Raw genomic sequence first — 23,682 nt, forward strand, 5'->3', positions numbered from 1 at the left:
TAGTTGTTTTTAAGTTTAAATAGCTATGAAAGAGATTCTTATAAATAGTGTGAGGGATGAAGATATGCTTCTTGGCTTCAAAGAGAACCTTAAAGGGTCTTTGCAAGAACAATGGGGAGAACGTGTAGTTACCTTTGATAATGAGCTAGGAAAGGGTATTATTAGGAGTATGGAGTTTGATTGGGGCGTATCATTGTTTGATTTGGACCTTACTTTTTTTGATGACATTAAGCTTACCGTAAAATCAAAGGGAGTTTCACCCTTGGAGTTCATTTTTATTTCAAAAGGTGGACTTACATATAAGGAGGGCCATTTGGGCGAAAAATTGGAGTTGGAACAATTCCAAAACATCATTATTTCACCGGAACGATTTCAGGAAAAAAACTTCATTTTTCCATCTAATAAAGAACTAAAGGTGAATATGATTAGAATCTTCAAGAAGGAATATTTGAAAAAAAAGAATAATAATGTCAGTCACTTAAATGAACTGTTATTGTCCGTATTCAAAGATGAAAAAAACATTATTCCTTATTCCCATGGAGGTAGTTATAGCCTAAAAATAGCCAATGAGGTAAAGCAGTTGGACAATGTTCATGAGAGCGGCATAATGCGGACCTTGTCCATTGAAGGGAGGATTTACCTAATTCTTTCATTACAACTATTGGAACATCACAATTTTGAAACCAAGGAATGTGCAATGGAATCACTGTCCAAGGAGGACATCAAAAAAATAAACACGCTTTCAGAGTATATTATAGATAATATATCGGGAACCATTTCTATCGAGGTACTTTCAAGAAAATCTGGATTGACTCCCAAAAAATTACAATTGGGCTTCAAGTTACTCTATTCCAAAACCGTAAACGAGTATATTAGGCAACTAAAATTGGAAGTCTCCAAAGATTATTTAAAGAATAGTGATCTTACGGTTTCTGAAATCGTTTACTTGGTAGGTATCAAAAGCAGAAGCTATTTTTCCAAAATTTTTCAAGAATCCTATGGAATCCTACCAACGGATTATCGGAAATACCTAAAAACGGGAAAGATTGATTAATTCAATACCCTAAGAAAATAGAAGGGTTGTACTCCAAATTATCATAGTTATAATATGTTTCTGATATGGATATGGCGTTATAGTCTTGCTGTATTGGCTTTTTTAATAATTGCCGAGTTCTCATAGGAGTTGTTTTTACATCAAGCCATTCGTCCTTTTCATCCATTGAAATGCTAATGGGCATGCTATCCACACCGTTCTGTATTTTTTTCATAAAGTCGTTGGATTTTCCAACCAAAAGCGCGCAGGTAATAAACCCATCTTCCAACACAGTGTAGATACCTGCGAGAAAAAAGGGATCGCCATTCTTGAGCCCTACCTTAAAATGATAGGCTGTGCCATTTTCAATGAACGTTGTAAAAAATCCTGTAATAGGTATCAAACACCTTCTAGCCTCCAATGCATCTGAATACCATAATCCAGAATCCATGGAAGTTTCATGAAAATTTAAGGTGTTGAAATTATTCTGAAATATACTCCAGTCTGCTGTGTGGCTTTCAGGTAAAAGTCCCCAGATGGCCAATGAAAGTTCACTTTTTTCTTCCATGGTAATGATTGGAATGGAAACCTCTTTTAATCCATGTATGATACCTTGTTGTTTGTAAAGGTTTGGATATTTAAAAGAGGCCTTAGTCATTCTTTCCAATGTCTCCCGCTCCGCTGTATTCGATAGTTTAAAATACATATGCCTCCTCAATTTTACAGATGCAAGTAAGCTATTTTTTAATCTTGGTTTTGATTGAATCACCAAAAAAGCTAACCCATTAAAAGTAAGGAGCTTATTTGGATGAAAAAGGCGGTGTTTTACTGTATTTCGTTAAAGATTTATGGTATTTCGGCAATGGTCCAAATAAATTAGGTTTAATTTTAAAATAGGGTAAAATCCTACACAATCTTAAAAATAGTACCAATATGAAAACACGCAGAAGAAATGCTTTGCACGAGCTAAACCTCTTGAATGAGAGGTTTAAAGGTGAAGTTACAAATGACAAGGGAGTTCCAGTGTTGGTTGTAGATTCATCCATTGGCTCAGGACAAATTAATATAGTAAATCTGGATAATGGCCTTATGGCCATGGAATTCGACCTATCCTTAAATAAGGATTTTGAACTCCCGATGGATAAACCGGACAACGATACCGTATTTATGTTTTACTGTCTTAAAGGCAATTGCTTTCACAAATTCAGTGGTCATGAAATCGTGACCAAATTGGAGGAGTTACAGACCGGGGTGGTTTTCGATGATAATGAACACAACACAAAATTAATCTTTAAAAGGGACGAGCATGTAATATTCAATTGTCTAAGGGTCGACATGAAAGAATACCAAAAAGGCGCAGAAGAAGCGGAACTTGATACCGTGGTTTCCCTACTGAACTCCTATGATAAGGAAATTATGGGTCGGCTACACGTAGGCAAGTTCAATTTGGAAATTGGCGAGCTTATTAAGCAATTGGAGGATGCAAAATATGCGGATTCCATCTCTTCACTTACTTATTTTAACGGCGTGTGTCACATGATTATGGCCAAGCAGATAGAGCAGTTTGAAGAAGACCTTGAAAAAGGCTTAAAGCCGGCTACCACACTTTTGAAGAAGGAGTTGCAGATGATCAGCGAGCTTACGGATTACATCAACAATTATCCCGAAGCCGAACACAGTATCAACAGTATTTCGGAAAAATCCGGACTTTCCCCTTCCAAATTGCAGTTAGGCTTCAAGTTCATGCACGATGCCACCTTGGGGGAGTATATCCGGCTGGTTAGGCTTGACAAAGCGGAGGAATTGATTCGGACAACCGACCTGAACATTTCGCAGGTAGTCTATTCTATAGGGTTTACAAGTAGAAGTTATTTCTGTAAAATCTTCAAGAAAAGATATAATTGTAGTCCCAAGAGCTATAAAAAAAGAGCGAACAAAACCGCATTGGAAAAAGAAAAGAAGGCTGCTTAGCCTTCTTTTTTTTCAAAGCAAATCCTTAAGATTATCTATGCCAGGTCTTCCAAGGTTTTTATATTGGATAGACCATTTTCTATGGCCATTTTTTGGCTTCGTAGTACGGTGGATGTACTGCTAGGCAATGAGGTTTCCTTTAATACGTCTTCGTATTCCTCAAGGGCTGCCTTTTCTCCCCTAATAGCTTCCTCCAACATGGATTCCGCATCATCTGAAGTGAACATAGCTTTTATATCCATCCATGCCCTATGTGCCTTGCCTGTCAAACTATCGCCCTTCTCGACTTTTTGGCCAAAGCTAGCGATTTCGTCCTTTAGGGCATGTCCAAAATCATAGCGTTGCTTTGCCTTGTTCTTAAAGTAGTTCTTTAGGGCAACGTTGTCCGTATTGTCTGCAGCTTTTTTAAAGCCTTTTTCGGCATCATAGGTCTTTTCCAAGATGTCGTTCAATTTATCTCCAACTTTTTCGGTATACGTACTCATTTCATTTTTTGTTTAAGTGATAGGCCTTTTTGCTGGGATGTAGGCCATTTAACACCCTTTTTTGCCACAGCCAAAGAATTTTTCTATCCTCAATCTTGGCTTTTGAGCTTATTTAATTTTATAAGCATGCCCCTTAAGTCTAACTAGCTCTAACCTATTTCGAATAATAAAACTTGTTTCTAAGTCGAAAGGACTCCAATCGTTTTCTTTTTTCTCTCTTTACTTCTGGATTGGTCTCTGTGGAAATGTCATTAATAAGGCTATCCACATTCATGTTGATAAAAGATTCGTTGTTACCCGTTTTTTGAAGATTTAATTCTGATTTGTTGGGTTGATCAATAAAGCTTTCCTTAACATAAATAATAAGAAATCCAACTGCCGTTAGGATGGATATTGCACCAATAATTTCTACAATTGCTGTCATCTTTATATTTTTTGTAAATATAAATGGTATCCCATGGGCCTTTTGGCTGAATAAATTTGAGTTTTGGCTCAAATCGATGCGGCTAATTTAACTAGCGAATGGGCTAAAAAAGGGCGCGCTAAAAATGGGCTTACATCTTAAAAATTCAGAATTTCATACCCATAGTTAATATTCCAAATTGGTTAGAATTTGTGGGTTTTCTAAAACCTTCTTCCCATTGCCTTGTTCTCCAAAAAAATAAGAGGCAATGGGAAGCACAAGTTCAAAAGCCTATATACTAAATTATGATTAAAAAAGGAGCTGAAGTACAATGGAAATGGGGCAATGGCTTTGCCAAAGGCACGGTCAAGGAGACCTTTGACTATGAGGTCACCAAGAAAATAAAAGGAACTAAGGTGACGAGGAAAGGAAAACAGGGCAACAAAGCCCTGTACATTCAACAAGAGGATGGTGACCATGTTCTCAAAAGCGAAAGTGAGGTAGAACACCACCTGTAAGATCAACTTTTAAACTCATACCTCTGAATCATTCTCCGAAACGATTTTTAATTTTTGTGGAAAGTCCAATGTCCTGATAGGAAATGGTATATTGACTCCGTTTTCATCAAAGGCTTTTTTGACCGCGATCATGGCAGTGGTCTTGGCTTTCGCCACCTCTAGTGCGGAGGTTGATTTTATCCAAAAACGCGTTTCAAAATTAATGGAACTGTCCCCAAATTCCTCGTATAGAAATATGATATCGTCCTTGTTCTCTATGGAATCGAATTTTTCCAAAATGGTTTTCTTAACCAAATCCCGAACAAAGGTCAGATCTGATTCATAGCCCACACCACACTCCAAAATTACCCTGGACTGTGCCGTGGTAGAATAGTTTTTTATTGGGTTCTCCACTACTAGTTTGTTTGGGAGAAAAACCAGGTTGTTGTCCGGTTGCCTCAAGGTTACCGATCGTAGGTCCAAATCAATCACCTCCCCCTCAAAGCCATTGCTTTCTATCCAGTCCCCAAATTTTATATGTTTGATATAGGATAAAACAATTCCGGAATAAGTGTTGGCCAAAGCTCCCTGAAGCGCCAGGCCTACCGCAAGCCCTACCACGCCCGCACCGGCCAGAACGGTATTTAGGGCCTTACTCAAATTAAGGATACCCAATACCAAGAATAGGCCTAGGAGAACAATGGTAATTGATGCTATTTTTGATAATAGACTCCGCATGGATGCCTGCAATTTTGTTTTTTCCAACAGTCTGGAGACCCCTTTACTGATGTATCTGGATATTATTACCGTAATTATAAAAACCACAATGGCAATCATGATATTGGGTAAATTGAGTATCAAGGCATCGAACCAACTGGCCAGTTTTTCCAACATTTTCGTCCACGCTTCAGAAAATTTTTCTTTCATATTCAGTGTTTTAAAGATTGTTTAAGGGTTTGTACTCTTGTATAAGTTTTAAGATTTGCTTTTCGGTATTAGTTAGATCCGTAGCAATGTTTTGGCTTTTGGATTCTTTGATTTTAAGATTGAGGCAACCTTGCTCATATTTCTTGACCACTAGAGGATGTACATAATATTTTCGGCAAACGTTCCTAGTATTACCCAGCTCCTTGGCTGCCTGGTCAAAGGCGGTCAAGATGTTCCTTTTGATTTCCTTGGAGTTTGTAGTTTTTGGCAAGTCTATCAATGTCTCATAGAAAATTACGGTTCCGGCCCATGTCCTAAAATCCTTTGCTGTAAAAAGATGGCCGCTTATCTCATGAATATAGTCGTTCACCATACCACTGTCAACACTGGTTTTGGTACCATCCTTCTCAAAAAATTGAAACAATTCCCAGCCAGGTATTTCCTCGCACTTGCTTACCAGTTTCTGCAGTCTCTTGTTGTTAAGGGTTATTTTATGTTTTTTTCCCTTTTTGCCTGTGAATTCGAACCGAAGTTTTTCCTTATAGAATTTTATGTGTTTTCTTCTAAGTGTGGATAGTCCGTAGGTTTTGTTTCTCTTGGCATACTGCTCGCTCCCAATCCTAATATGGGTTTCTTCCATGAGTTTTAAAATCAATGCCATAACCTTGTTTTTTGGCCATCCATTTAATGAAAGATCTTTCTCCATTCGTTCCCTAATTTTAGGTAGTGTCTCGCCAAAATGCCGCATTTTGTAAAATTTGGTTCTGTTTCTAACCTTCACCCAGGTAGGATGGTATTTATATTGCAACCTGCTTTTAAGATCGTAACCTATTGCCTGTAAATGAGCATTGGAAATAGATGAGATTTTTACATCCTCCCACGCTGGAGGTATTACCAATGCTGAGATTCTTTTCAGCTCTGATTTTTTCTTTAGGGGTTTTTTATGAAGTAAATAGGAGAACTTTTTCCCTTTTTTGACTCTTAAGATAGACAGGTTTTTCCTCGATACATATGTTAGGTCCAAATGAGATGCGGCCTCACTTGGCCGATTCATTAGCCTATCGATGAAATCAATATCATAGGTTGGGTTTGTTGCCATGTAATGTTTTTTAAGACCTAGTGGTGAGAGCGTAAAAAAAAAAATGACCCAAGTATGTTTTACCATACGAGAATCATTTTTCAACCAATCAACCAAAATTCTACTTCTCGTAAATAACTTTGCTGTCCTTCATTTCTTTTTCAATTTCAGACATGTTGTTGACATATTCGTATTTGCTGTTGAACATGTTCTCCGGTCTTTGACCGACGATGTAATATTTTACATCCAGTTCTGGGGCCTTCAACACTACCTGGTCGGAAACGCGCATTGTTTTATCCGCTATGGATGTATCCGTACTTGTCAGTTCTGAAACAACAAAAAGCTTGTTTCCAGAGGCATAAATTTTTCGTATATCTAAGTTGTGTTCGGTATCAGTTACTTCCGCCTCTACCATAATAGTTCTTTCGGAAACTTGAGTACTGTCACCTTCGGGCATATCAAAATCTATAAAAGGCACCTCTACTTCCTCTTCTTCCATCACGACTACCACTTTGGGCACATTGACCGTTCTGGTAGTAGTACCTACATCAATATCGGCCCAATTAACTTCATACTCCGGTAATTCGCCGGCGTCGGCCATTACATCTACGTCCACTTCTGGCATTTCACCTTTTTCTTCCTTTTTTATATTGCAACTCATAATAAGAGCTCCCACTCCAAAAATCAATATCAACTTTTTCATTTCTCTAAATTATTTTGTTCTACTTCTATTCATAACAAAAGTAAGGGGGCATTGCCGTTTTCCTTTGCTGTATCCCTAGGATTCTTGCCGTGAATACATAGGGTTTTGGACGGAATACCACGATTGCTGTACGTAGCAAAAATTTTGTTTTTTGAGTCACTAAACCCCCAAAGAAAGGGTTATTTTGTACCATTCAGGATATAACAAAAAGAAACCCAAAGCTGCCTTTTGGTAGCCAAATCCCATCAAAAATATATGAAAGCGACCCCTACATTAATTTGTATACCCGATATCAGCGGTTTTACGGAATTTATGAGCGGAACCGATTTTGACCTAAGTTCAAAAGTAATTCCCACGCTTTTGAACAAAATAATATACTCCAATAAAATTGGCTTAAAAGTTTCGGAAATCGAAGGCGATGCCGTCCTGTTCTTTAAAACCGGAAAATTACCACCCGTACGAAAACTGATAGAGCAGTGCGAACATTTTTATATCGAGTTTTATGATCAGTTGCAAAAGCTAAGGGACCAATACAAAGATGAGAAGGACGCCCCCAGGATTCCAGAGGTTTTGGGCCTAAAGATTATCCTTCATTATGGAAAGGAAGTAGCCTCCACCAAGGTTGGCAATCGAATAAAATTGTTTGGCGAGGACTTGATTGTTGCCCATAGGCTCTTGAAGAATAAAATTAGGATGGACGAATATATTTTGATAAGCGAGGGCCTTTCTAACTATTACAAAGATCATGACCTTGACAAGGAATTTGAATGGGGAACATTAAAGCAAAATTTTACAGAGTACGATCATGTAGGGAAAATCAATTACCACTATATTAATTTAAAGCCCTTGGTAAAACAATAGTGTCCGAATTGTTAAATGATTGTCAAAATTTGAATTGCGTCAAGCGTCGATGTTATTGAGGTAAGGAAAACTATAACGCTTTATTATATTGTAATTAACGTTAAACTAATAATCAAAAAAAAGGAAACATGAGCTATTTGGCAATAGATACAAAAGAGGTAAAACCTGTTGTGGAAGAGTTGAACGTACTCTTGGCGGATTACAATATTTACTATCAAAACTTAAGAGGCTTTCATTGGAACGTTCTTGGAAAAAATTTCTTCGACCTTCACGAGAAATTTGAGGAGCTTTACACGGATGCGAGAATAAAAATTGATGAAATTGCTGAACGAATTCTAACCCTAAGGCACCATCCGGAAAGTCGGTTTACGGAATATTTTAAATTGTCAAAAGTAAAGGAAACTTCTTCCTTGATAAGCGACCAAAAAATGGTGGAGCACATTTTGACCAATCACGAATCTATACTGAAACAGATGAACAAGGTGATTAAAAAAGCTGATGAAGCAGGAGATGAAGGAACTATTGATATGATGGGAGGCTATATTGCCAGTTTGGAAAAGGTTAGTTGGATGTTGGATGCATGGACAAAGGATACAAGAGACCAATTGTAAATAGTAGTTTGTTAATTCTTAAAGCTCCTTTTTAGGGGCTTTTTTTTGTTAAAGAGTCTTTATCTGATCAAAAGGTTTTAACTTTCCGCAACTGGAATTCCTGTGGCTTAATGAATACTAGTGCTTTACTACATTTCAGGAAATCCTTACTATATTGATGTACACTCATTAGTTGCGTATGATAACAATCAAAACCACGGGCAATTCCACTCGCGAGAATGTTCGTCAAATTCAGGAACAAATTGGAGGTGTGATTTCCGAGCGATGGGGCGAGTTTACACTATTGATAAATAACGAAAATGCTACTGGTAATATTCGCTTTATATCGTTTGAATGGGGAGTTACTATGTTGGAGTACAATATTACTTTTCATGAAGATGTGATTTTTGAAAGTAATTATGCCGATTTTAGCCCTATTCGATTCTATTATTGTTTGAAAGGTCAATGTGGCCACCGGTTTGGCAACCAATTGGAAAGCGAGTTAAGACAGCTGGAACAGTTTCAATCTGTAATCATAGCGAATATGGACAATACGACAAGCTTGGGATATTTTGAAAAGGGGGTGGAACTGTCCATGAATGTGATTTTAATAACCCGAAGAAAATTTCTTAAAAAACGATTGAACGGGGTACAGGAACTAAATAAACGACTGTACGATGTATTCATGGACACGGACCATGAAAGGAAGTTCGCCTTTTTTGGGTCTTACAATTTAAAACTGGCAAATAAGATTTCTGCATTAAGAAAGGTCCGAAGCAAAAACGGAATGATAAGGATTATGCAAATTGAAGGATTGGTGTATGAGATTCTGGCTATGCATATAGCGCAACATGAAAAGGAAAGCAAAAATTCCCTTCCTTCAACCTCGTTGTTACGAAGAGAATTAAAAATAATAAGGGATTTAGCCAATTCGATAGCCAAGAACGTTTCCAAGGACTATACCTTGGAACAACTTGCAAGGGAAAGTGGTTTGTCCCAGGCCAAATTACAGGAAGGTTTTAAATTATTGTATGCTCGTACTGTGACCGAATATATTCGGCATGTGCGTTTGGAAGCTGCCAGGGATTTCCTCAGAAATTCAGATATGAACATCTCCCAAGTAGTCTATTCCATTGGTTTTAGCAGCCGTAGCTATTTTTCCAAGATTTTCAAGAACAAATATGACATTAGTCCCAGTGAGTTTCAGGCCCATGTTAAGCAGGCCTTATCCTTGGAGACAATTTAAGGCCTATAATTATTTTAGGATTTTCTTGACCAGATAGAGAACACCATATTTTTTGACCAGGGAAATAGCAGTAGACAACCAATTGTAAGGACTTAAATCTTCCTTGACTTCCTGCTTAAGCCCCTTAAGCTCCTCCATTGCAATTTGTCTTTCAAGATTCAGTCGCTGCAAATCAAATTCTATTTCGTCAAAATTGTTGTACATATATGGTCGTCTAATTAACTAAAGAATTTTTTGGAAAGTTTTTTAACAATGGCATTGTCTATTTTTCTTCTCAGTTTATATAGAATGGCTACAATGAGAAAGATTATGCCCGCTACGAGCAAACAGGAATAGGTCATACTTCCCAAAACCTCGCCTAAATAAAGCATACCGCTTACGGTTAGGAACAGTATCCCTAAAAAGGCCAAACTACCTAGAATGGCCATTTTACAGAACATTCCGGTAGTTGTTGCCAATTGATGAAAGACTTTGAGTTTATAGTACTCCTGAGTCTTTTTGTAATACTGTTCACTTAGGTCAACAGCCTTGTTTGAAGTGTTGTTAAGCGATTCAAAAACTCCCATCTATGAGCTTTTTTGTAATTTTTTGTTTTTGGCTTTTAACTCGGCCAACTTCGCTTCCAAAGTGGTGATAATATCTTCGGTCTTGTAACTAACATCAGATACTAGCGACTCTACCCTATGATCTAAGGATTGTTTTTCAGAAGCAATGCTGTTGGCTACCCTATCCTTAAGATTGATAGCATTTTCCGTTAAATGGTCCTTGGTTTCATTTGCCTTGTCTGCAATTCGTTTCCTTGTTATTTCTCCCTTTTCCGGTGCGTATAGAATTCCCAATGCTGCGCCAATGGCAGAACCGGCAATAATCGCTAACAGCGTGTTTCCAGTGTTATTACTCATAATGATTGATTTTAAAATTCAATGTGATGTCGTTCATCACTTTCTACACAAATTTCTGAATTATATGGAATGTAGCTTTGCTCTAACCATTTAAATATTAACGGCAATGATGAATGCGTAAAAGGGTCAACAATTTGGGGAAAAGGACCAAGGGCGTCTCTTCGATGCATTTATCTTTGATGTTTACTTATCAACACCATATACTATGTCAGCCATTTGGTCCAAAAATCCATATACCGGAGAAAAAATTCAGTCCTATGAAAAGGATACATCCCATTCCATTAAGCAAAAATTAGAGTTGGTCCAATCCGTACAAGAGGAATGGTCTAACAAAACTATTAAAGAACGTTGCGAGCTGTTGGAAAATGTCTCCGAGCTACTTTTGGAACGAAAGGAAGAATACGCCATGTTGATGACCTCTGAAATGGGCAAGCCTATTTCACAAAGTATTGCCGAAATAGAAAAGTGTGCTTGGGCCTGCGATTTTTATGCCTACAATGCCGAAGATCTTTTGGCCGATGAAATTATTGAGACCGATGCCGAGGAAAGTTTTATTAGTTATGACCCCTTGGGCTGTATTCTAGCCGTTATGCCCTGGAACTATCCATTTTGGCAGGTCATTCGTTTTGCCGCACCCACCTTGACAGCTGGTAATACAGGAATCCTTAAACATGCCCAAAACGTACCCGGATGTGCTAGGGCACTTGAAAATCTTTTTTTGGATGCGGGGTACCCAAAGGGTTGTTTTCAAAGTATCCTTGCCGGCCACGGGGAAATTGAGGAATTGATCGCACACGAAACCATTAAGGCCGTGACCCTAACGGGAAGTGAAAAAGCCGGTAGGGGAATCGCACAAAGTGCTGGCAAGAACCTGAAAAAAAACGTGCTGGAACTTGGAGGCAACAATGCGTGCATCGTTTTTGAGGATGCAGATTTAGAAAAGCACCTGGACACCATGGTAAAGGCAAGGATGCAAAATACGGGGCAAAGTTGTATCGCGGCCAAGCGCTTTATAGTATGTGATGAGCTATACGATGCTTTTGTCCAAAAATTTACGGAGGCTACCAAACAGCTCGTTTCCGGGGACCCGAAGGAAAAGGAAACGTATATAGGCGTATTGGCAAGGGAAGACTTGGCAAAAAGCTTAAAGGAACAAGTGGATAAATCAATTGAGAAAGGTGCACAGCTTATAATGGGAAACAAGATGGAAGGAGCCTATTTTCAACCAACTATACTTTCCGAGGTCGTTCCAGGAATGCCAGCTTTTGACAAGGAGACTTTTGGTCCGGTAGCGGCCATCATCAGGGCCAAGGATAGAGCAGATGCCATTGCCTTGGCAAACAATTCCAAATTTGGATTGGGATCTATGTTGTTCACGGAGGACATTGAGGGCGCATTGGACTTGATTCCAAGAATATCGGATGGGGCCTTTTTTATCAACGACATGGTAAAATCGGACCCAAGGTTGCCCTTTGGGGGCACCAAGGCATCGGGTTATGGTAGGGAGCTATCCCGCGAGGGCATTTTGGCTTTTGTGAACAAGAAAACAGTTTACATTAAAAGCTAAACATATGAAATTAACCATAATCAATGTTGAGATACATCAACATTTTTGATTGGCGAATTACATCTGACATATTATTAACAATAAACATTTGAACCGATGAAACAAGGAGAAGAAAAAACGGAATTCGTTAAGGAACCTGAAAAGGAAAAACAAGGATATATTTTTCAAAAGGATAAAAAGACCAAGCTAGGTACTGCCATAGTCATTGGATTCTTGATTCTCATGATTTTGGGAGTGGTCCTTAGTGGAATAGCCTTTGAATAGTTAAGGCGACCAATCGATAACAGAATAGCATTTATGACAAAACCTCACAATCATAGGGAAAAACCCATTTATTTTTTTTACGCCGTCTGGGGCGTAGTAACCTTATTGTTAAATTCCTGTGCTACCTACAAAGAGCATAGGGTAATACCTTTGGTCAAATCAGACCCTACAGAGGAGCCCAGTTATACCTTTTTTCTAGCTGGAGGATATGGCAATACCTCAATCATATCCAACAACAAATTGTTGGAACGATTTCGGTCAGAAATAAATAAAAGCGGGGAAAACAGCACCGTTATTTTTACGGGTGACAATGTTTCTACGGAACTGGATTCCTGGGCCAAGGATAGCACTTTGATAACGGAACAGATGGCTTTGGTAAAAGATTTTGAAGGAAAGACCATATTTCTTCCCGGCAACAATGAATGGAAGAGCTACGAACTTGACAAAATGGAACGGGTAGAGGATTACCTTAAGGAAATAGATAAAGAGGGAATTGACGTATTTCCAGAAAATGGTTGTCCCATTGAGTATAAAGTCATAAATGACGATTTGGATTTGATTTTGTTGGATTCCAAGTGGTTCATTGCCAATTGGTCCAGATTGGTGGATATCAACAAAAAGTGCCCTAATATCGTTACTCGTAGAAGGTTCATGGAAGAACTGGAAGGCTATATCAATGACGGTCAGGGAAAGAACATCGTAATAGCTATGCACCATCCAGTAATGAGCAACGGGACCTATGCGGGGACGGAATCCTTCAAATCCCATAGTACTCCGTTGCCTGTATTGGGAACGTTACGCAATACGGTGATGGATCTTGGGGCATTTGATCCAGATCACCTGAACTCTAGGCGATACAATTACCTAAGGATTGCAGTAAGTGCCCTGGCCCAGGCAAATGATAGGATAACCGTGATTTCCGGTCACGAGGAAAACCTTCAATTATTGCTCGGAGGTGGTATACGTCAGATTATTAGCGGTTCCTTGGGTTCAAAAAGTCCCACTAAAATCGATAAAAACCATATCACAGCTATTGGTGGCGCCATGAAATATCAAGGAGAATATGCGTACGGGGATAGGGGGTTTGCCCGATTGGATTATTACAAGGATGGAAGTTCAAAAGTGACCTTTATTTCGGAAGCCGATTTGGAGAAAGAAAAAACTTTTGATGTATTAAAGCCTAAAGAGGAGAGAAAAAATTTTGATAGGTTCGATGAAAGTATAGGAAAAACATATACCACGCCAATACTTGATAACCCAGAGGATTATGAAAAAAAAGGGTTTTATAAATGGTTATGGGGAGAACGTTACCGTTCCTATTTTGGAAAACCAGTGGAAGCGCCAGTGGTGAAATTGGATACCCTTTATGGTGGACTTCATGTGGTAAAGGAGGGGGGAGGGCACCAATCGTTTTCCTTACGTTTGGCAGACGATGAAGGTAAGCAATATGCCATGCGTTCCTTGAGAAAAAGCGCTCTCAAGTTTCTAAAGTTCATGTTGCCCGGTATTTCCTATAATTCTGATGACTACAGGGATACTTGGACAGAGGAAGTCATATCGGATTTTTTCACCACGGCCCATCCCTTTATGCAATTGGTCGTGAATCCTCTGGCGGAATCCGTCGATATCAACCATTCGGACACCCATTTGTTTTATGTGCCCAAACAGCCCCAACTGGAACAGTACAACGAAAATTTTGGTGACGAACTCTATTTCATACAAAGGCGTCCATCGGATGAACAATTAAATTATAAGGGATACAGGAGAACGATTGACAAAGTTTCGGGCGAGGTGAAGGATTTTGAGAGCACTACCGATATGCTTGAAAGAATAAAGCGGGATGAATCCTACGCAATAGACCAGAAGAATTTTATCCGTGCACGAATTTTTGATATGTTGATAGGGGATTGGGACAGGCATCAAGATCAATGGCGATGGGTAGAATACGAAACCCCAGATGGCGAACGTGAGTTTATGCCCGTACCTAGGGATCGGGATAATGTATTTCCCAGGTTCGATGGTTTTGCCGTAAAGTTTGTAAAACTCTTTGTTCCAACCACCAAAAGATGGCAGACGTTCGACGGCGAGATAGAGAACCCCAAATGGCAGAATATGGGTGGTAATAAGTTGGATAGGGCATTGTTGAACAAATATGGGGTGGATGCCTGGGTGGACGAGGCGACGTACATTAAAGAAAACATGACGTCCCAGGTAATTGACGAGGCTTTTATGAGACTGCCGGTGGAAGTTAGGGACGAAACTTCAGAATTTATTAAAAAAAGCTTACAAGAACGTCTGGAGACCTTACCGGAAAAAACGCGGGAATATGCGGAATACTTGAATACGGTGGTGACGGTAACAGGAACGGAAAAGGACGACCTGTTCGAAGTGGAAAAACTACCAAACGGTGGGTTGTCCGTCACCCTAAAAAGGTTGTTGACAGATGAGAAGAACGAAATATTCTTTCAACGTACTTTCAAAGAGGAGGAGACTAAGGAGGTTTGGCTTTATGGACTGGGTGACGATGATATTTTTAGGGTTTGGGGGGATGCAGACCCAAAAATCAAAATAAAGATTATAGGTGGCTATGGGGAGGACGTATATGCCATAAAAAACAAGAAACGGATAAAGATCTTTGATTGGGAACATGAAAAAATCGTATTTGAAGAGGAAGAACCCAAAACCCAACTGAGCGATATTTATACGACCAATAATTACCATTGGCGATACTTTAAACCCAATACGAACGTCATTGTACCCAATACGGGTTTCAGAACAGATGACGGGGTGTTTCTTGGAGCATCCAATACTTATACCGTTAACGGATTAAATGGCAACGATTTCAAGCAAAAACATACGTTAAGTGCCAAATACTATTTTAATTTCCAAGCAACGGAGCTAAAATATTCCGGAGCAATTGGTAATATATTTCCCAAATGGAATTTTATCATGGACGGATTTTATACCAGTGATAGATACGCCAGGAATTTTTTTGGTATAGGCAATGATACTTTTAACAATGAGGATAACTTGGGAAGGGATTATTACAGGGCACGATTAAAGCAATTGAACTTGGCTGCCGGAATATCCTATTACACCTTAAAAATAAGGGGGCTTTTTGAGTCTTATAAGGTCAATGAAAATGATCAAAGATTTTTTAACCGCAGCAATTTGACCCCGGAATTGTTCCAAAATCAGAATTATGGGGGAGCCGAGCTATCGGGTTATTATGACAACGAGGATGCGGATGATTTCCCTTCAAAATCTATTTATATAGGTCTAAGATTGGGATACAAAGCCAATCTTAACCTTCAGGAAAATAACTTTGCCTACGGGTCGCTTAAACTTGGTTTTAACCATAAAATAATTTCATCCGGGGGCTTGGTTCTAGGTAGTACCGCGGAATATAGTACAGTGTCCAAATCCAATGATATATTCTTTTACCACATTCCTTCCATTGGGGGTAATAATGGGCTAAGGGGTTTTAGAGACGAACGCTTTACCGGAAGGTCTTCCTTTTATCACACTTCCGACCTTAAATGGAGCATCAAACGCTATGTTACAGCTGTTTCTCCCGTTACTATCGGTATGTATGCGGGCTTTGATTATGGAAGGGTATGGAGTTCCAACGAAAGCTCAAACACATGGCATACTTCACAGGGAGGAGGCTTATGGATAAGCAGTCTAAAAGCATTGACTTTTAACATCGGTTATTTTAATTCCAAAGAGGCAAATATGGTCCAAGTTGGATTCATTGCCCCCTTTTAAAAAAATAGAAAAATTATATTCTCATGGATACCATTGTATCGAAAGCTGAAAGCTTCGTGACCCAAAAATTGGGCAAGGAAATTGATACCACCTATCTATATCATAATTTACGACATACCGAAAGGGTCGTAAAAAGTGCCAAGGAACTTATTGAAGGCGAAAAGATTGGGGACAAGGATCGGGAAAAGCTGATGGTTGCCGTATGGTTCCACGATCTTGGATATTTGAAATCGCACGATAACCACGAGGAACATAGCTGCCAGATGGCCCGTGAGTTTTTGGAGAAGCAGGATTGCCTGGAGGAATTCATTACGGATGTTTGTAGTTTGATATTGGCAACTAAAATGAACTACGAGCCCAAAAACCACCTGGAGCAAATCATGCGGGATGCGGATTCCTCCCACTTTGCAAAAAAAACCTTTGTGCAGACCTCGGAATTGCTGCGGGAGGAACTAAAACAATTGGAACTAAAGGATTACACGGTAGAGGATTGGCGTGAGGAAAACATTCATCTTTTAAGGGTGAAGCATCGATATTATACGGACCATGCAAGGGAAAATTGGCAGAAAGGGAAGGATAAGAATATCAAGCGACTCGTTAAGGCCAAAAACAAGAGTAAAAAGCTGGTGAAAAAGGAAAGCCTAAAGGCCAAGTTCAAAGGACAGATTCCGGATCGGGGCGTGCAGACGCTTTATAGGGTTACACTAAGAAACCACATTAAACTTAGTGATATAGCGGATACAAAGGCGAATATTTTACTTTCTGTAAACGCGATTATTATATCGCTTTCATTGGCAAATTTGGTTCCCAAATTGGATAGCCCTGCCAATGATTACCTAATTTACCCCACCTTTATATTTATCTTGTTTAGTATAGCCTCAATGATCATGTCCATTTTGGCGACTAAACCAAATGTGACCAGTGGTGAATTTACGGATGAAGACGTAAGGAAAAAGCGAGTAAATCTTCTATTTTTTGGGAACTTTCATAAAATGAAATTGGAGAAGTATCAATGGGCCATTGGTGAGGTTATTAAAGATCAAGAGTATATTTATTCATCCTTGACCAAGGATTTATATTATTTGGGAATTGTTCTGGAAAGAAAGTATCGTCTATTAAGGTGGACCTATTTGGTCTTTATGATTGGTATGATTTTATCTGTGATCGTTTTTGGTGTAGCACTAAAATTTTATGGTCCGGAGCAAGTTATCGAGTTGCCCGAAATACCAAGCGAATAAAATTTGGCAATACTAAAATGCTACCAGTTCAACATCAAAAACTTTGAACATAAAGCAGAGTATTAAGTAGGGTTTAAAAAATTCAGCTTGAATATTATGTATCCAAAAATGGATATAAATTCCTAGGAGTTTTAGAAATTATTTTTGGCCAAAAGGATAACACAGAAAATTATACCAATTGTTGCAACCACTATGGAAAATTTAATGGTCAAAATCAAAGGTGAATTTGAGTTATCCTTTGATGGCAATTTATAATTGATTTTTTCCTTTTGCATTTTGTACTTGATTATCAACAAATGTATTTCCAATTAGTTAAGAAAATTAACTCTTTTAAGAATTTTTTGGCTTTTATAGATATATAGAATTTCTTTTAATTGGTTGATAATAGTATGATTATGCATTAAGAAGTTCACATTTTTATCTTTTTGGGATAATATCAATTTCTCCTCGTTCTTAATTTTAACGGGAGATACATTTCCTATGTTATCACTTATATATCGATCAGAAGCGGCGGAAGGATTGCCCAATGATGAAATTCACGATTTAATGCGGAATGCTAGTCGGTTTAATGCACAGAACGAGATTACAGGATGTCTGGTTTATCACAGATGCCACTTTATTCATATGTTGGAAGGGGAGGAGAATATGGTTCGCAAATTATTTGGAAGGATAAGTAAGGATAAGAGACATAGTGAAATAATATTATTGAATCTGGAGGAAAATAAATTTCGTTTGTTTTCACAATTTTCAACCATTTACAATAACTTCTGCGATGAGTCCGACCAAATTCTGCATAAGAAAATGTTGTTCCATCAAGTTTTTCATGGATCGGAAATCTTTAAGTCACCTGGATCTTCCAAAATCACACTTTGGGTACACGTGAACAAACTTCTTAAAAAGAAAACTAAGCTTTCGTTCGGGTGATATAAAAACACTAAATTTCAATCATCATCCAAAACCTATAATTGAAGATGGATCAATTAAAAAATGAAACATCCATAAACGTTTTCGGACACACATGGCAATAATATATGGCTTTACATGCACGTGCTGAGCGCAGTCTAAGTATGACCGTTGAAAAACAATAAAATAAACACATGAAAAAACTTATACAGATTATCGGGGCGTGGTACGGCGCTAGAAAAATTGGGGGCGGTAAATGTGGTTGTATAGGAACCATCTTTGTATTCTTGATACTTTACTGGATTTTTGGCTATGTGCTCAACTATTTTTAATCGGAAAGCGAATATTAAGACGAAAAAAACCGGGACTTGTCCCGGTTTTTAGCTTTATAAAGTTCTTGGACCCTTATTTTTCCATTTCGTCATATTCGAACTTCTGCCCTCCAATGGATAGGTCTGCCATCAAACCTTTCTTTGGTTTTGTAAATACGGCCACCCCATCTTTATAATTGGCATTTGCTGCAATGCCCTTGTCGATTGCGATTGCCGTGGCATTTGCGGAGAGTTCATAATTGCCGTCCTTAAAATCGTTCAAGGCCTCTTCGGTCTCAAAAAAGATGACTTCTGTAAGTGCCTGTCCTCCGGCCTGTAGTCCAATGTCCACCTTTTTCAAACTGGCCATTCCTTGTACCATATCATTTTCGTAAAGTACGCCGTTACCGGATGCACCACCCACGATCAATCCTCCTTTTCCCACATTTGGGAAAATAACATATCCGGAAGAATTGTTGAAGAATCGGTCCATACCGTCCATTTTCTGAAGTTCCATTTTGGCCTCTTCCGCATCGGCCATTACTTGTTTGTCCTTATCGCTTTGCGCAAATATGTTAGTGGAAGCTATCATCAATACAGTAGCGATTATTGTTTTAAATTTCATACTATTAAGTTTTTAGTTTAACATATTGTGGAATGGAGTCTCTTGATTGTATCTATCAAGGTTCATTCCCGCATCAAAAATAAGAGCATTGAAAAGCTATCCCTGCCGTAATCAATTCTATTATTGATTCTATAGATAGATACTTGAAAAATAGGAAGTTATATTGTTAAAGGATTGAAAAAATTAGAATTTCATTAAGGTTTTTGGCTGTTCTTAATTCCAACTGTTCCCATACAATAACAACGTATTAGATTTTAATATAGGACAATCTGGGAAGCAAGGCTTCCTATTTTAGAAATGCATCAATAAACCCATCGAATACGTCATTTCAAACCACAATTCATGGGTATCTTGAGATAACAAGTCGAATTTTTAAAAATAGATATTATGAACAAGGAACAATTAGAAGGAAAGTGGAACCAGGTGAAAGGCGAGTTCAAACAAAAATACGGAAACTTAACCGATGACGATACCACCTTCGACGAAGGTAAATTTGATGAAATGCTGGGAAGACTTCAGGAAAAAACAGGAAAAAGAAAAGAGGAAATTAAAAAGGAAATAGAAACTTGGTAAAAAAAATTCTATGATAAAAAAGCCCTTGAATTTAATTTCAAGGGTTTTTTTGTGCCTAATTTTATTCGTTAGGCTAGACCTGAATCTTATTCACTCATTCAATTACTCAGAGCTCGCACACAAAATCATTGCTTTCGAAGCAATTTTGATTTATTTTAAGAAATTGAATCCAATGTATTATTAAAATTGGCCTTGCTATGTGGACGACCATTATTCTGGGTATTTATATTTTGATCACGTTGTCCATTGTTGTTGCAATTCTGCTTTATGGGGCCAAACCTTCCAAAAGTCTGGCTTGGTTATTGGCCATTTTTGCGATTCCCGTTGGCGGAATCATCCTTTACCTTCTATTGGGCAGAAACCGAAGAAAGAACAAACTGATAGCCTTAAAAAGGAATCTGTTTGCCAAACTTCCTAGACCTGGAACGGACTTGGTGAACTCCTTTGAAGGAAAATACCGGAAATTGATGACCCTCTTCTACAACACCTCCCACTTTCCTCCGGTTGGGGGCAACGATCTACAGCTTTTAAAGGACGGTAAGACCACCTTTGATGCCATTTTTAATGCATTGGAGCAGGCACAGCGCGAAATTCATATTCAGTATTACATTTATGAGGATGGAGAGTTGGCGGACAAATTATGGGTGCTTTTTAAAAATAAAATAGCTCTGGGCGTTAAGGTAAGAATGATTTATGATGGTATTGGGAGTTTTTCCCTGAGCAAGTCCTATCTTAAAAAATTGCAGGATATTGGGGTGAAAGTATACCCCTTTTTGCCCTTTAAATTCGGACGTTTTTTCTCCTCACTGAACTATCGAAACCATAGAAAAATAATCGTGGTGGATGGTCAAATCGCATTTACGGGTGGCATCAATATATCCGATAAATATCTAAAAGGAGACCCCGGCTTGGGCAAGTGGCACGATATGCACCTAAAAATAACCGGGCCTGCCGCCAACCACTTAAATCAGGTTTTTATGATGGATTGGTACCTGGTCTCTCAAGAATTATTGGAACCCCTTGAAAACCTCGCGGGTATTTCCAAATCAAAAGCCGATACCATGGTGCAAATCGTTTCCGGGGGGCCGGACGATGATTTTCCCGCTTTGGAGCAGACCTACTTTTCCATCATCAATGCCGCCAGAAAATATGTATACATCACAAATCCCTATATCATACCAAACCAGGCGCTAATAAAAGCCTTGCAGACCGCTGCATTGAGTGGGGTGGATGTACGTCTCTTGGTATCTGAAAATGCAGATAACCGCTTGGTCAGCTGGGCCGTACACTCCTATTTTGAGACCTTTTTAAAGTCGGGCGTAAAAATATACCTCTTTCCGGACGGATTCCTGCACAGCAAGATCATCGTTAGCGACGATGCCATTTCCTCGATTGGCACGGCCAATTTGGACGATCGGAGTTTTGAGCAAAATTATGAGGTAAATGCCATTGTCTACGAAAAGGAGTTTGCAGAATTGCTAAAATCCGATTATTTAAAAGATAGTGGATCAGGACACTTGTTGACGTATGATGAATATGTTGAACGCCCATGGATTAAAAAGCTAAAGGAAGGAGTCGGTAAAATATTCAGCCCCCTGTTTTGAGTGTATGATGTAAACCGAAAAAGGCCCTTAGAAATCCTGAATAAAAAGTAAATCTTGCTTTTCCAATGCCGTAACGACTAAATTGACATAGTCTTTTATGGCTTTGTTCACATTACTGGGGTCCATGATCTCTATAATGCCCCGCCAAATCATGGCCCTTTCTTTTCCCTCGCAAATACAGTAAAGTGTGGTCTCCGCAAAATAGACTTTGAAGTTTTCATAATAGGCTTCGTCAAAATAAATGCCTTGGTGTTCCAAGTAGTCATCATTGAACCTTACTTGGCCATCTTCCCATCGCGACATGGATTTCAAAAAGTTCTCCCTGTTTTCGGAGCCTGTAATTTTAGTAAACAGGATGGCATCAAAACCTTTGTCCAGTAGGCTTTGCTCCACCTTATCCAACTCTTCCTCGCTTTTTTTGGAATTTGTAAATGTGACATCAAAAACATCCAAGCTTTTCCAAGCTTCCACATCCCTTTTTTCGAATTCTTTTTGGAGTTGTCCCTCAAAGGCGTTTTGTGCTTCTTTGTTTTGGGTCATTCCAACCAATAGGACCTTGTTCGCATTAAATAGTACGGTATCTGGATCCTTCCAGTTTTCGATTAAACTGGTGGAAGAACATCCCATAAGAAGAACGGTGAAAAGGAAAAGTATTTTTTTCATGACATGAACTCATTTTAGCATTGATCAAATATATGCCTTCAACCTTGCATTAAAAATGACAAAAATCATACGACGGTATGAATAGGCATTCACCCTTTCAACACATAATTTCTGTGGTTTCGAATTGCTTCGGGACATGGCAATTCCAGCCTTTTGTATCTTTAAGTTTTACTCGTAAGGCATCCAGGGCATTGGGCTCCCCATGGATAAGGAATACCTTTTCCGGAACGTTTTCAATGGTATCTGTCCAATGCAACAATTCGTTTTGGTCCGCATGGGCAGAAAGACTTTCCAGAAAGTGGATTTTTGCTTTTACTGGATAATATTTTCCAAATATTTTCAATTCATGTGCTCCATCCAAAAGTTGTCTTCCCCGGGTGCCTTCAGCTTGGAAACCTACCAACAGAATTTGGGTCGTTGTCCTATCAAGCATTTGTTGCAAGTAGGTAAGGACCCGTCCACCGGTGACCATTCCACTGCCGGCAATGATAATTTTGGGCCTGGGGTCATCAATGGTTTTCCAAGTATCGGCATAGGAGGAAATAATATTAAAATGGTGCATCATGGCACGGTAATCGGCAATGGTTACATTATGCCAGGCAGGAAACCTTTCAAAAACGGAAAGTACATTGTTGCCCATAGGGCTATCCACAAAAATGGGAATATTGGGAATTTTGTTCTTCTTGAACAATACCCATAAGGTATACATAAGGGACTGTAAACGTTCCACGGCAAAGGAGGGAATAATAAGATTTCCCCTTTCTTGGATTGTTTGTTTTATCAAGGAACTTAAAATTGCTGTAATATCTTCTTCCGGGTGCAATTTGTTGCCATAAGTGCTTTCCAGAAATAAGTAATCTGCCCATTTGGGCCGTTCTGGAGGGGATAAAAGAATATCTGCCGTTCTTCCAACGTCCCCAGAAAACACAAATACTTTTTCCCAAATTTCCAGTTCAATATAGGTAGCACCGATAATATGGCCGTTGTATTGAAACCTGGCCCTTACATTTTGGGAAAGAGAAATCCATTGCTCTTTTTTACAGGATTGAAAAAATGTGAAGGTTCTTTCCGCGTCTTTAACAGTATAAAAGGGTAGGGCCGGTGAATGCTTGCTGTAGCCCTCTTCGTTGGCTGACTGGGCCTGTTCTTCCTGGATTTTTCCACTATCCATCAAAATAATCTGTGTGATGTTCAAAGTGGGGGCGGTTCCAAGAATTTTACCCTTAAACCCTTCTTTGAGCAACCTTGGCAAGTATCCGGTATGGTCCAAATGCCCGTGGGTCAACAACACAAAATCTATTTTTGATGCGTCTATGGGCAAAGGTTTCCAATTGATTTCCCTGAGTTCCTTCAATCCTTGGAACATGCCGCAATCTATCATAACATTTACGTCTGGGGTTTCCAGATAAAATTTTGAACCTGTAACGGTACCACTGGCTCCAAGAAAATGAATTTTGACTTTCTTCATGG

At 38.9% G+C, this 23,682-nt stretch carries 26 protein-coding genes; 14 read left to right on the forward strand and 12 right to left on the reverse strand.

Annotated elements, in window-relative coordinates; genetic code table 11:
- The first annotated feature begins 25 nt into the window (after positions 1 to 25).
- Positions 26 to 1,054 (forward strand): AraC family transcriptional regulator, encoded by a 1,029-nt coding sequence (locus F0361_RS09715; RefSeq protein WP_154918312.1) that lies wholly within the window; start codon positions 26 to 28, stop codon positions 1,052 to 1,054.
- A gap of 1 nt (position 1,055) precedes the next feature.
- Here F0361_RS09715 and F0361_RS09720 read toward each other — a convergent pair whose 3' ends face one another.
- Complete coding sequence (locus F0361_RS09720; protein ID WP_154918314.1) at positions 1,056 to 1,739, reverse strand: SOS response-associated peptidase family protein; 684 nt, start codon at positions 1,737 to 1,739, stop codon at positions 1,056 to 1,058.
- A gap of 227 nt (positions 1,740 to 1,966) precedes the next feature.
- Here F0361_RS09720 and F0361_RS09725 point away from each other — a divergent pair, with 227 nt between their 5' ends.
- Positions 1,967 to 3,004, forward strand: coding sequence for a helix-turn-helix transcriptional regulator (locus tag F0361_RS09725; RefSeq protein WP_154918316.1), 1,038 nt, complete (start codon positions 1,967 to 1,969; stop codon positions 3,002 to 3,004).
- 35 nt (positions 3,005 to 3,039) lie between these two features.
- Here F0361_RS09725 and F0361_RS09730 read toward each other — a convergent pair whose 3' ends face one another.
- Positions 3,040 to 3,489: a ferritin-like domain-containing protein gene (locus F0361_RS09730; protein ID WP_138257201.1), complete on the reverse strand. Its 450-nt coding sequence runs from the start codon at positions 3,487 to 3,489 to the stop codon at positions 3,040 to 3,042.
- 154 nt (positions 3,490 to 3,643) lie between these two features.
- Positions 3,644 to 3,913, reverse strand: a complete 270-nt coding sequence (locus tag F0361_RS09735; protein ID WP_138257202.1) for a hypothetical protein — start codon at positions 3,911 to 3,913, stop codon at positions 3,644 to 3,646.
- A 284-nt stretch (positions 3,914 to 4,197) separates the two neighbouring features.
- Here F0361_RS09735 and F0361_RS09740 point away from each other — a divergent pair, with 284 nt between their 5' ends.
- Positions 4,198 to 4,410 (forward strand): hypervirulence associated TUDOR domain-containing protein, encoded by a 213-nt coding sequence (locus tag F0361_RS09740; RefSeq protein WP_138257203.1) that lies wholly within the window; start codon positions 4,198 to 4,200, stop codon positions 4,408 to 4,410.
- 15 nt (positions 4,411 to 4,425) lie between these two features.
- On the opposite strand, the gene F0361_RS09745 is transcribed toward F0361_RS09740, so the two are convergent.
- From F0361_RS09745 to F0361_RS09755, 3 genes are all read right to left on the reverse strand, one after another.
- Positions 4,426 to 5,316, reverse strand: a complete 891-nt coding sequence (locus F0361_RS09745) for a mechanosensitive ion channel family protein (protein WP_154918317.1) — start codon at positions 5,314 to 5,316, stop codon at positions 4,426 to 4,428.
- Positions 5,317 to 5,326: 10 nt separating this feature from the next.
- Positions 5,327 to 6,415 carry a DNA topoisomerase IB gene (locus tag F0361_RS09750; protein WP_154918318.1) on the reverse strand — a complete coding sequence of 363 codons (1,089 nt, stop codon included), beginning with the start codon at positions 6,413 to 6,415 and terminating at the stop codon, positions 5,327 to 5,329.
- 100 nt (positions 6,416 to 6,515) lie between these two features.
- Entirely contained in the window at positions 6,516 to 7,097 is a 582-nt protein-coding gene (locus F0361_RS09755; RefSeq protein ID WP_154918320.1) for a hypothetical protein, read from the reverse strand.
- Between the two features lie 255 nt (positions 7,098 to 7,352).
- On the opposite strand from F0361_RS09755, the gene F0361_RS09760 reads away from it, so the two are divergent.
- From F0361_RS09760 to F0361_RS09770, 3 genes are all read left to right on the forward strand, one after another.
- Complete coding sequence (locus F0361_RS09760; protein ID WP_138257207.1) at positions 7,353 to 7,958, forward strand: DUF2652 domain-containing protein; 606 nt, start codon at positions 7,353 to 7,355, stop codon at positions 7,956 to 7,958.
- A 128-nt stretch (positions 7,959 to 8,086) separates the two neighbouring features.
- Positions 8,087 to 8,569 (forward strand): Dps family protein, encoded by a 483-nt coding sequence (locus F0361_RS09765; protein ID WP_138257208.1) that lies wholly within the window; start codon positions 8,087 to 8,089, stop codon positions 8,567 to 8,569.
- Positions 8,570 to 8,747: 178 nt separating this feature from the next.
- Entirely contained in the window at positions 8,748 to 9,794 is a 1,047-nt protein-coding gene (locus F0361_RS09770; protein ID WP_154918322.1) for a helix-turn-helix transcriptional regulator, read from the forward strand.
- A 9-nt stretch (positions 9,795 to 9,803) separates the two neighbouring features.
- Here F0361_RS09770 and F0361_RS09775 read toward each other — a convergent pair whose 3' ends face one another.
- The 3 genes from F0361_RS09775 to F0361_RS09785 are packed head-to-tail and all read right to left on the reverse strand — an operon-like array spanning position 9,804 to position 10,696.
- On the reverse strand, positions 9,804 to 9,998 hold the full coding sequence (locus F0361_RS09775; protein ID WP_154918324.1) for a hypothetical protein: 195 nt from the start codon (positions 9,996 to 9,998) through the stop codon (positions 9,804 to 9,806).
- A gap of 14 nt (positions 9,999 to 10,012) precedes the next feature.
- A complete protein-coding gene (locus tag F0361_RS09780; protein ID WP_154918326.1) occupies positions 10,013 to 10,360 on the reverse strand; it encodes a hypothetical protein in 348 nt (115 codons plus the stop codon).
- Positions 10,361 to 10,696 carry a YtxH domain-containing protein gene (locus F0361_RS09785; RefSeq protein WP_154918328.1) on the reverse strand — a complete coding sequence of 112 codons (336 nt, stop codon included), beginning with the start codon at positions 10,694 to 10,696 and terminating at the stop codon, positions 10,361 to 10,363.
- Between the two features lie 205 nt (positions 10,697 to 10,901).
- Between F0361_RS09785 and F0361_RS09790 the strand changes: the two genes are divergently transcribed.
- The 6 genes from F0361_RS09790 to F0361_RS18780 all read left to right on the forward strand — a co-directional run bounded on the left by F0361_RS09790 (position 10,902) and on the right by F0361_RS18780 (position 18,768).
- Positions 10,902 to 12,263 (forward strand): NAD-dependent succinate-semialdehyde dehydrogenase, encoded by a 1,362-nt coding sequence (locus F0361_RS09790; protein ID WP_154918330.1) that lies wholly within the window; start codon positions 10,902 to 10,904, stop codon positions 12,261 to 12,263.
- Positions 12,264 to 12,359: 96 nt separating this feature from the next.
- On the forward strand, positions 12,360 to 12,527 hold the full coding sequence (locus F0361_RS18695) for a hypothetical protein (RefSeq protein WP_161598223.1): 168 nt from the start codon (positions 12,360 to 12,362) through the stop codon (positions 12,525 to 12,527).
- A gap of 33 nt (positions 12,528 to 12,560) precedes the next feature.
- Positions 12,561 to 16,295 carry a ShlB/FhaC/HecB family hemolysin secretion/activation protein gene (locus tag F0361_RS09795; protein WP_154918332.1) on the forward strand — a complete coding sequence of 1,245 codons (3,735 nt, stop codon included), beginning with the start codon at positions 12,561 to 12,563 and terminating at the stop codon, positions 16,293 to 16,295.
- A gap of 23 nt (positions 16,296 to 16,318) precedes the next feature.
- A complete protein-coding gene (locus F0361_RS09800; RefSeq protein WP_154918334.1) occupies positions 16,319 to 17,533 on the forward strand; it encodes a Pycsar system effector family protein in 1,215 nt (404 codons plus the stop codon).
- Positions 17,534 to 18,013: 480 nt separating this feature from the next.
- Positions 18,014 to 18,457 (forward strand): BLUF domain-containing protein, encoded by a 444-nt coding sequence (locus F0361_RS09805; RefSeq protein ID WP_154918336.1) that lies wholly within the window; start codon positions 18,014 to 18,016, stop codon positions 18,455 to 18,457.
- A gap of 173 nt (positions 18,458 to 18,630) precedes the next feature.
- A complete protein-coding gene (locus tag F0361_RS18780) occupies positions 18,631 to 18,768 on the forward strand; it encodes a hypothetical protein (protein WP_162850207.1) in 138 nt (45 codons plus the stop codon).
- A 73-nt stretch (positions 18,769 to 18,841) separates the two neighbouring features.
- Here F0361_RS18780 and F0361_RS09810 read toward each other — a convergent pair whose 3' ends face one another.
- Positions 18,842 to 19,372, reverse strand: coding sequence for a lipid-binding SYLF domain-containing protein (locus F0361_RS09810; RefSeq protein WP_154918338.1), 531 nt, complete (start codon positions 19,370 to 19,372; stop codon positions 18,842 to 18,844).
- A 387-nt stretch (positions 19,373 to 19,759) separates the two neighbouring features.
- Between F0361_RS09810 and F0361_RS09815 the strand changes: the two genes are divergently transcribed.
- Both F0361_RS09815 and cls read left to right on the forward strand, forming a co-directional pair.
- Positions 19,760 to 19,945 carry a CsbD family protein gene (locus F0361_RS09815; RefSeq protein WP_154918340.1) on the forward strand — a complete coding sequence of 62 codons (186 nt, stop codon included), beginning with the start codon at positions 19,760 to 19,762 and terminating at the stop codon, positions 19,943 to 19,945.
- Between the two features lie 197 nt (positions 19,946 to 20,142).
- Positions 20,143 to 21,549 carry a cardiolipin synthase gene (gene cls, locus F0361_RS09820; RefSeq protein WP_154918342.1) on the forward strand — a complete coding sequence of 469 codons (1,407 nt, stop codon included), beginning with the start codon at positions 20,143 to 20,145 and terminating at the stop codon, positions 21,547 to 21,549.
- 27 nt (positions 21,550 to 21,576) lie between these two features.
- Here the strand turns inward: cls and F0361_RS09825 are convergent, their stop codons facing one another.
- Positions 21,577 to 22,212 (reverse strand): DUF2207 domain-containing protein, encoded by a 636-nt coding sequence (locus tag F0361_RS09825; protein ID WP_154918344.1) that lies wholly within the window; start codon positions 22,210 to 22,212, stop codon positions 21,577 to 21,579.
- Positions 22,213 to 22,309: 97 nt separating this feature from the next.
- Positions 22,310 to 23,680 (reverse strand): MBL fold metallo-hydrolase RNA specificity domain-containing protein, encoded by a 1,371-nt coding sequence (locus F0361_RS09830; protein ID WP_154918346.1) that lies wholly within the window; start codon positions 23,678 to 23,680, stop codon positions 22,310 to 22,312.
- Between the last annotated feature and the right edge of the window lie 2 nt (positions 23,681 to 23,682).

This window comes from Maribacter flavus, from assembly GCF_008386635.1.
Classification (GTDB): Bacteria; Bacteroidota; Bacteroidia; order Flavobacteriales; family Flavobacteriaceae; genus Maribacter; species Maribacter flavus.

Bases quoted from the DNA above. Each gene is read 5' to 3' on its own strand.
- F0361_RS09810 (WP_154918338.1), bottom strand. From the start codon at position 19,372: ATGAAATTTAAAACAATAATCGCTACTGTATTGATGATAGCTTCCACT.
- F0361_RS09805 (WP_154918336.1), top strand. From the start codon at position 18,014: ATGTTATCACTTATATATCGATCAGAAGCGGCGGAAGGATTGCCCAAT.
- F0361_RS09725 (WP_154918316.1), top strand. From the start codon at position 1,967: ATGAAAACACGCAGAAGAAATGCTTTGCACGAGCTAAACCTCTTGAAT.
- F0361_RS09795 (WP_154918332.1), top strand. From the start codon at position 12,561: ATGACAAAACCTCACAATCATAGGGAAAAACCCATTTATTTTTTTTAC.
- F0361_RS09775 (WP_154918324.1), bottom strand. From the start codon at position 9,998: ATGTACAACAATTTTGACGAAATAGAATTTGATTTGCAGCGACTGAAT.
- F0361_RS09720 (WP_154918314.1), bottom strand. From the start codon at position 1,739: ATGTATTTTAAACTATCGAATACAGCGGAGCGGGAGACATTGGAAAGA.
- F0361_RS09755 (WP_154918320.1), bottom strand. From the start codon at position 7,097: ATGAAAAAGTTGATATTGATTTTTGGAGTGGGAGCTCTTATTATGAGT.
- F0361_RS09770 (WP_154918322.1), top strand. From the start codon at position 8,748: ATGATAACAATCAAAACCACGGGCAATTCCACTCGCGAGAATGTTCGT.
- F0361_RS09760 (WP_138257207.1), top strand. From the start codon at position 7,353: ATGAAAGCGACCCCTACATTAATTTGTATACCCGATATCAGCGGTTTT.
- cls (WP_154918342.1), top strand. From the start codon at position 20,143: ATGTGGACGACCATTATTCTGGGTATTTATATTTTGATCACGTTGTCC.
- F0361_RS18695 (WP_161598223.1), top strand. From the start codon at position 12,360: ATGAAACAAGGAGAAGAAAAAACGGAATTCGTTAAGGAACCTGAAAAG.
- F0361_RS09735 (WP_138257202.1), bottom strand. From the start codon at position 3,913: ATGACAGCAATTGTAGAAATTATTGGTGCAATATCCATCCTAACGGCA.
- F0361_RS09785 (WP_154918328.1), bottom strand. From the start codon at position 10,696: ATGAGTAATAACACTGGAAACACGCTGTTAGCGATTATTGCCGGTTCT.
- F0361_RS09780 (WP_154918326.1), bottom strand. From the start codon at position 10,360: ATGGGAGTTTTTGAATCGCTTAACAACACTTCAAACAAGGCTGTTGAC.
- F0361_RS09825 (WP_154918344.1), bottom strand. From the start codon at position 22,212: ATGAAAAAAATACTTTTCCTTTTCACCGTTCTTCTTATGGGATGTTCT.
- F0361_RS18780 (WP_162850207.1), top strand. From the start codon at position 18,631: ATGAAAAAACTTATACAGATTATCGGGGCGTGGTACGGCGCTAGAAAA.
- F0361_RS09800 (WP_154918334.1), top strand. From the start codon at position 16,319: ATGGATACCATTGTATCGAAAGCTGAAAGCTTCGTGACCCAAAAATTG.
- F0361_RS09730 (WP_138257201.1), bottom strand. From the start codon at position 3,489: ATGAGTACGTATACCGAAAAAGTTGGAGATAAATTGAACGACATCTTG.
- F0361_RS09750 (WP_154918318.1), bottom strand. From the start codon at position 6,415: ATGGCAACAAACCCAACCTATGATATTGATTTCATCGATAGGCTAATG.
- F0361_RS09715 (WP_154918312.1), top strand. From the start codon at position 26: ATGAAAGAGATTCTTATAAATAGTGTGAGGGATGAAGATATGCTTCTT.
- F0361_RS09745 (WP_154918317.1), bottom strand. From the start codon at position 5,316: ATGAAAGAAAAATTTTCTGAAGCGTGGACGAAAATGTTGGAAAAACTG.
- F0361_RS09815 (WP_154918340.1), top strand. From the start codon at position 19,760: ATGAACAAGGAACAATTAGAAGGAAAGTGGAACCAGGTGAAAGGCGAG.
- F0361_RS09765 (WP_138257208.1), top strand. From the start codon at position 8,087: ATGAGCTATTTGGCAATAGATACAAAAGAGGTAAAACCTGTTGTGGAA.
- F0361_RS09830 (WP_154918346.1), bottom strand. From the start codon at position 23,680: ATGAAGAAAGTCAAAATTCATTTTCTTGGAGCCAGTGGTACCGTTACA.
- F0361_RS09790 (WP_154918330.1), top strand. From the start codon at position 10,902: ATGTCAGCCATTTGGTCCAAAAATCCATATACCGGAGAAAAAATTCAG.
- F0361_RS09740 (WP_138257203.1), top strand. From the start codon at position 4,198: ATGATTAAAAAAGGAGCTGAAGTACAATGGAAATGGGGCAATGGCTTT.